We start from the raw sequence: 7,005 nt of genomic DNA, 5'->3' as shown, positions 1-7,005 counted from the left end.
CGGCGCGCTGCGCGCGAGGGTGCGACCCTTCGGGTCGGAGTCCCCTTCGGGGCCTCTGGTCGCGCCGCTTCGCTCTGCTCCCCCAGCCCTTCGGGCTGGTCCCGCTTCGCGGGGCCGGCAACGGCGGGAGCGGGGTGGCCGGTGACCTGTCGTCAAGCGGTCTCGGTTGGTGCCGGGTTGGGTCCGGCCGGTTCGTCACCCACACGAGGGGCTGTGTCCCGAACCGGCTGTGCATCACATGATGCACGTGTATTATCACGGATACAAGCCTCCCACCTCTGGAGCAGACGGCCGGCCGGGGAATCCGCATTCTGTGTCGTGTGGATTTTTTGCCGGTGTTCACCTCTTGCGTGTTTCGGATTCGGATCGGCTTTTCGGGGTGGGTGAATCCGTCTATTGATGCTTGCGTATTCTCACGGATTCGGCCTGCTGTCCTTTCTCGGGAAGGTGGAGTTCGTGGGGATGAGCTTGCGGCCGCATCAGGTCGAGGCGGTGGACGCGATTCTGCGGGGCATGGACGTGCCTCGGGGCGGGATCCCGTGGAACGGGGTGCGGGGGCAGGTGATCGCCGCGTGCGGGACGGGGAAGACCCTGATCGCGGCGGAGTCCGCGCGGCGCCTGGTGCCGCACGGGCGGGTCCTGGTCCTGGTGCCGACGCTGGAGTTGCTGACCCAGACCGCGGCCGCGTGGCGGGCGGCCGGGCACGAGGGCACGGCGGTCGCGGTGTGCTCGTTGGACGACGACCCGGTGCTCTGGGAGCTGGGGATCCGGTCGACGACCTCGCCGCCGCAGCTGGCGCTGTGGCACCGCACGGGCCCGGTGCTGATGTTCGCCACCTACAGCTCGATGGGGGTCGTCATCGAGGCGTGCGCCGGCACCTACGGGCAGCGGCTCGGTCGGTTCGACTTGGTGGTCGCGGACGAGGCGCACCGGACCTCGGGGAGCCTGGCGAAGTCGTGGGCGGACGTCCACGACCAGGAGCTGCTGCCCGCCGACCGCCGGCTCTACTTCACGGCGACGCCCCGGGTGTGGGTGGACCGGCCGCCGTCGGAGCGGGTGCGGGAGCAGCACGCCGAGAACGAGCGGAAGGCCGGGAAGGCCCTGCTGCCGCCGTGGTTGGCGGCGAGCATGGACGACGAGGCGGTCTACGGCCCGCGCATCTTCGAGCTCTCCCTGCCCTCAAGTGTCGCCAGAGGGCTCCTGGCCGAGTACCGCGTCATCGTGGTCGAGGTCACCGACCCGGTCCTCCCGCCCCGCCGGCTGTTCGGGCAGGAACGGCGCGAGGAGGACGTACGCGGCGACCGGCTCGCCGTGCTCCAGGCCGCCGTGCTCAAGACGATGACGGAGTACGGGCTGAAGACCTCGATCACGTTCCACCACCGCACCGTCGAGGCCCGCGCCTTCGCCGAGGGCCTGCCCGGGACGCTGAAGAAGCTGCGGAAGGCCGACCCGGAGGCCCACGGGGATCCGGTGTGGGTGGACTGGCTGTCCGGGGAGCACTCCGCCGAGCGGCGCCAGGAGGTGCTGCACGGGTTCTCCCACACCGCGCACCGCGCGATCATCGCCCAGTGCAAAGTCCTCGGGGAAGGCGTCGACATTCGCGCCGTGGACTCCGTGGTTTTTGCCGATCCGAAGGGTGCACCGCACGACATCGTCCAGGCCATCGGCCGGGCCCTGCGGCAGCACCCCGGGGAAAGGAAGACGGCCTCCCTGATCGTGCCGATCTTCCTGCCCGAGGGCGAGAAATCGGATCTCTCCTCGCGGGCGTACCGGCCGCTTGTCCAGGTGTTGCGTGGTCTGAGGAGCCACGACGAGGACGCCCTGGAACACCTCGCGATGCCGCAGGAGGGGCGCGGGTACGTGGCCCCGATCGAGCTCGGGGAGGCGCCGGAGGAGGGTGCGGAGGACGAGCGGTACCTGTTGCGGTTCTCCACCCGGCGGGACCCCGTGGAGATCGCGGAGTTCATTCGGTACGAGGTCATCGACACCGAGCGTCTCGACTGGCGGCGCGGGCACGCGGCCGCGCGCCTGTTCCGCATGCGCGAAGGGCACGTGCGGATCCCCTACCTCCACCGGGAGGGCACGTTCCCGCTGGGCAGGTGGTGGAGCGAGCAGCGAACGGCGTTCGCGGCCGGGCGCATGCGCGGCGACCGGGCGGCGAAGCTGGAGGAGCTCGGGATCGAGTGGGACCGGGCCCAGGCCGACATCGCCGAGCACCTCGACGCCGCGCGGGTGTACTACGCGGAGCACGGGACGCTGTGTGTCCCGCGGATGCGGTGGTGGTGGAGAAGCCGCTCGGGCAGTGGATCTCCAACCACCGCCGGCCCCACATCGCGGCGCGGCGGCCCGAGGTCGTGGCCGCCCTGGCCGTCATCGACCCGGACTGGAACCCGAGCTGGAATCCGGACTGGCAGCGCCACTGGGCGGCCCTGACGCTCCTTGCCGAGAACAGGACCAGAGTCCTGGAAGACAACGATGCGGCATCGGACGGCAAGCCCGGACACGACAGACCCGAGACCACGGTGAACGGACTCGACATCCCACCCGGGACCACCGTCAACGGCCTCGACGTCGGCGCGTGGCTCGCCCGACAACGCCAGGCCGCCGTGTGGGCGCGGCTCGTCGAGGGGCAGCGCGAACGCCTCGGCCGGTACGGCGTCGCGCCCGAGGAGACGCCCGGCGAGGACGCGACGGCCGCGGCGCGGCCGCGGCGGGCCCCGCGCGTGGGGGCGTTCGAGCGGGGCCTCGCGGCGTTGGACGCCTACCTCGCCCGCACCGGGGAGTTGCCGCAGCGCAAGGCCGTCGAGGTCATGCCCGACGGGGCCGAGGTGAAGGTCGGGGTGTGGACCATGAACCTCAAAAGCAGGCGGGAGCGGCTGGACGCGGTGCAGCTCGCCGCGCTCGCCGAACGCGGGGTGCCGTGGGCGGCCGAGCTCACCGAGACCGCCGGGGCCGGGGCGGGTGTGCGGTGAGCGGGTTCGGGCGGGGTCAGGACGTCGAGAAGGGCGAGTCGGCGGAGCGTGTGGAGGACGGCCGGGGCGAGGAGGTCGAGGAGGAGGTTCACGGTGCATCCGCCGGCGCCTGGTGGTGGTCGGCGGCCGAGCACACACGTCCAGGGCGAAGACATGATCCTGGGCACCGCACACGGGCCCGAGGGCGTGCGCGGGAGGGTGGCGGCCCCCGGGCGTGGAGGTCTTCATCACGGGCTCGGGTGCGGCCGGGTGGCGGGCTGGTGGGTCATCTAGTGTGGCGCTCGCGTTGGATGGCGATCGCGGCCGCGGCCTGGGGGCGCACGGATGCCGACATCGCCTCCACCGCCGCCGGCTCTGGCCTGATCATGTTCGTCGGTCCTTCTTGCGGGCGCCCCGGCCGGACGTGGTCGGCCAGGCCCTCGGGCGGGGTGCGGGGCGTGTGGGTGGGGCTGGTGGGCCGGGGGTGATCGCGGCGATGGCCCGGGCGTATTGGTCGACGTCGAACCAGAGGGTGTCGGGGATGTCGGGGTGGTGGGAGGGGACGTACCAGTTGGACCACTGGACGCGGATGTCCTGGAGGTGGACGTCGGCTTGGAGGTATCCGCAGCAGCCGCCATTGCAGTCGGGCTCCGCGAGGTGGACCGTGGTCCCGGCCCGGGTCGCCGTCAGCGGGCCGGTGCCTGTGGTGGGGAACAGCACCTCGGGGTCGCCGCCGCGGCCGTGGCGGCCCACGTACTTGTCCACCAGGTCCACGCCGTTGATGAACGTGTACACCTGGCCCTGGGCCACCCTGAACTCGATCGTGCTGAACATGCCCCCGACCCTACGACCACGCCCGAACAAACCCGTCCTTCTCGCCGCCGTCGAGGGCGGGGACGAGCAGGCGCGAGTCGAAGACGGGCACAGTGTCGGGGCCCGGACAGGAACCGACGACCAAAGGGGCCCGGAAGCGGCTCGCGGGGCGTGGCCCGGAACACGAGCGGAGACGCAGGGCCCCGGGCCCGACCCCACCCCCGTGCTGAAGTCCACACGCCCCCGCCACCCGGACCAGCACGAGCCCCGGCGAGGAGCAGCTCGGCACGGTGGGCACGGTGCACCGGGCGGGCGGTGAACACGTGCGTGGCGGGTGCCAGTGGTCGTGTGCGGGGGCCTCAGGTGGGTGGGCCCGCGAGGGGTGTCGTGCGGGAAACGCAGTGCGCGCGGCAGGACATGACCGGCCCACGCCGACGCGCCTGACCGGGGCCGTGAACATCAGAGTCGACGAGCACCGTCGACGGGCTGCGCGGTGGTATATCCGGGCGCCCGGCGAACGGGGTGGGCGAGGTCTGCGCGGGGCGGTTCGGAGGCGGGCGAGGGCGCCGTCGGCGTCAGTGTCGGCGTCGGCGTCGGCGTCGGCGTCGAGGGGAGGGGACCTGGACGTGGTCGGCCTCCCAGGTGGGTGGTCGGCGGGCGAACACGTCGTGGGTGTGGCCAGCTTGTGGGTCGTGGCGAGTCCTGCGCGTCCGCCGAGGGTGAGGTCACGGCGGATCGCGCGCAGGAAGGTCGACAGTGCGGGCACCGGTGTCAGGAACAGGACGGTCTCGGTGGGGCGCCGGCGGGCAGGTCCGGGGTCGGGTGTGCAAGGTTGGCGTGGGCGCGCTGGAGGAGTTGGCGGTGGACCGCGGAGGCGTTGCCTTGCCAGTAGGCGAGGAAGACTCGGATGTCGGGGGTGACCTCGAACTGGGGACGGGTCTTGGCCCCGGGCACGGCGTGTTCGTAGTGGGGGTGATCGTGACGTGGGCGAGCGAGGGCCACACTATGCGTTCCAAGACACCCAGACACTCACCACCGGCGACTTCACCGGCGACGGCGCGGCCAGATGGTGATCACTTGGCTCGACGGATCCCTCCACCTCTACGGGAACGACGGCAAGGGCAACGTGACTGGCGACACCACTTTGTGGGGCGGCAACAGTTGGAGGAGCATGCGTTTCATCGTCTGACCGCACCGCCGAGGCCGGGTTCTCCCGCGGGCTCGGCCTCGGCGTACCCCGCCCTCGTAATCAGGACCCGCCGACGGCCACGCCCAGCCTCCCTGGTGGCACAGACGCGTTCCGACCCGAATGCGACCTGTCCTCCGCAGGCAACGCGCCAGCCATCGCACGGCACCGCTTAGGGGCCAAAGTCCGTCGAAGCGGTGGCTGTTGCCCCTGATCGGCTCGCGTCGGAGCCACAGAAAATGATCTTGCGGACGGCTCCCTCGGGTGCCCTTCCAGGGCTTCGGGCAAGCCCCCCCCCACTCGAAGCCGAACTTCCCATTTCCAAACTCGTCCCCGATACCCGGAGTTTGTTGTGCGTACCCCCCGGTCCAAGAGCACACTGGCCTTGAGCGGGACGGTCAGCCTCGGCCTGACCCTGACCCTCGGCGCCATGACCATCACGCCGTCCGGGGCGACCGAGCCAGCTCCCGTCCCGTCGACCTTCGCGTCCGTACCGCCCATCGCTGAGGGCCCGTCGATCACGCCTTCGACGAATCTCCCGCCGAATGCTCCGGAGACCGAAGCGCCCTCCGCTCCCGCCCCGGACAGAACCGCTTCCGGCTCGCCGGCCACCGGCTCCACTCCTTCCAACGGCGACTACGGCAGTTCCGGCCAGGGGCCCAGCGTGTCCCTCGACGCGCCGAACCCCTACGCGAGCATCACCCGTGCGGAGGTGATAGCCCAGGCCAAGAGTTGGGTCGGCAAGGGGTTGAAGTACAACCAGGGCGCCATCCACCAGGGATACCGCACGGACTGCTCCGGCTACGTCTCCATGGCCTGGGCCACGGCAAAGCCCGGTTACGCGACGAACACCTTCATCCCCAGCGGCGTCGCCCACTGGATCACGAAGGCCGACCTCAAGCCCGGCGACGCCCTCAACAACCCCAACCCCGGCAACTCCGGGCACATCGTCCTCTTCGAGAAGTGGACCAACAGCAACAAGACGGCCTACTGGGGTTACGAATTCAGCTCCAGCGGTGTCCACTACCGCCAGATCCCCTACCCCTACTTCTCGGGCTATGGCGAGAAGGACTACCGCCCCATGAGGTGGAATGGCATCATCGACGACACCCCGGACCCGGGCCGGGACGGCATGACCGAGGTCGCCGCCGGCGACTTCGTCACGAAGGGCACCGCCGGCGTCGTCGCCGTCGAGAACGCCACCGGCTCCCTTTACCTCTTCCCTGGCAAGGGTGACGGCACGATCGCCTCCGACACCAACCGGATCCGCATCGGCAGCAACTGGTCCAGCATGCGCGAGCTGGTGGCCGCCGACTTCACCGGAGACGGCATCGCCGACCTCGTGGCGATCGAGAAGGCCTCCGGGAAGCTCTACGTCTATCCGGGCAAGGGCGACGGCACTCTCGGCAGCCGGATCCAACACAGCAGTAACTGGAGCGCGATGCAGGATCTTGCCGCCGGCGACTTCACCGGGGACGGGAAGGCCGACCTGCTGGGCGTCGACAAGAGCACCGGCCTCTTCCACCTTTACGAGGGCAACGGAGACGGCACCCTCGTGGGCGACCAGGGGCGCAGCAAGATCGGCAGCAACTGGACCACCATGCAGACCCTCGCCGCCAGCGACTTCGACGGCGATGGCAAGCCCGACCTGCTCGCCGTCCAAAAGGCCGACGGCAAGCTCTACCTCTACCCCGGCAAGGCCGACGGCTCCCTGGGCGCCGCACGGTCCCTGGGCGTGAACTGGACCAGCATGCGGGACCTGGCCGCCGGTGACTTCACCGGTGACGGCAAGCCCGATCTCATCGCCGTCGAGAACGTCAGCCGCACCCTCTTCCTTTACCCGGGCACCGGATCCGGACTCGGCGCCCGCAAGGCACTCAAGACCAACTGGTAGAAGCATCCCGAACCGGACCGGCGTGCTCGGCCCGGAATCCCACGTCCGACGACGTTTCCGCGGCCGGCGCGCTCGGCGCGCCGGCCGCGAGACGAACCGTGCAGTCGCCGGCCCCGTGGCCGGTCTCAGTGTGTCCCCGCCGGACGACGCTCCGGCTCTTC

The 7,005-nt window shown here is 70.7% G+C and carries 5 protein-coding genes; 3 read left to right on the top strand and 2 right to left on the bottom strand.

Features of this window, described 5'->3' with window-relative positions:
• Positions 1 to 399 precede the first annotated feature (399 nt).
• Complete coding sequence (locus tag ACN20G_RS26355) at positions 400 to 2,433, top strand: DEAD/DEAH box helicase family protein (protein ID WP_424215302.1); 2,034 nt, start codon at positions 400 to 402, stop codon at positions 2,431 to 2,433.
• Positions 2,355 to 2,972, top strand: a complete 618-nt coding sequence (locus tag ACN20G_RS26350) for a helicase associated domain-containing protein (RefSeq protein WP_424215301.1) — start codon at positions 2,355 to 2,357, stop codon at positions 2,970 to 2,972. Before ACN20G_RS26355 ends, ACN20G_RS26350 begins: the two co-directional genes overlap by 79 nt.
• Positions 2,973 to 3,335: 363 nt before the next feature.
• Here the strand turns inward: ACN20G_RS26350 and ACN20G_RS26345 are convergent, their stop codons facing one another.
• Together ACN20G_RS26345 and ACN20G_RS26340 are read right to left on the bottom strand one after the other, a co-directional pair.
• Positions 3,336 to 3,785 (bottom strand): hypothetical protein, encoded by a 450-nt coding sequence (locus ACN20G_RS26345; RefSeq protein ID WP_424215300.1) that lies wholly within the window; start codon positions 3,783 to 3,785, stop codon positions 3,336 to 3,338.
• A gap of 750 nt (positions 3,786 to 4,535) precedes the next feature.
• On the bottom strand, positions 4,536 to 4,718 hold the full coding sequence (locus tag ACN20G_RS26340) for a hypothetical protein (RefSeq protein ID WP_424215299.1): 183 nt from the start codon (positions 4,716 to 4,718) through the stop codon (positions 4,536 to 4,538).
• Between the two features lie 896 nt (positions 4,719 to 5,614).
• Between ACN20G_RS26340 and ACN20G_RS26335 the strand changes: the two genes are divergently transcribed.
• A complete protein-coding gene (locus ACN20G_RS26335; protein ID WP_424215298.1) occupies positions 5,615 to 6,844 on the top strand; it encodes an FG-GAP-like repeat-containing protein in 1,230 nt (409 codons plus the stop codon).
• Positions 6,845 to 7,005 lie beyond the last annotated feature (161 nt).

Source organism: Streptomyces dryopteridis (genome assembly GCF_049606955.1).
Taxonomy (GTDB): Bacteria; Actinomycetota; Actinomycetes; order Streptomycetales; family Streptomycetaceae; genus Streptomyces.
Note: the sequence above shows the minus strand (reverse complement) of the source record. Positions and strands in the feature narration are given on the sequence as shown.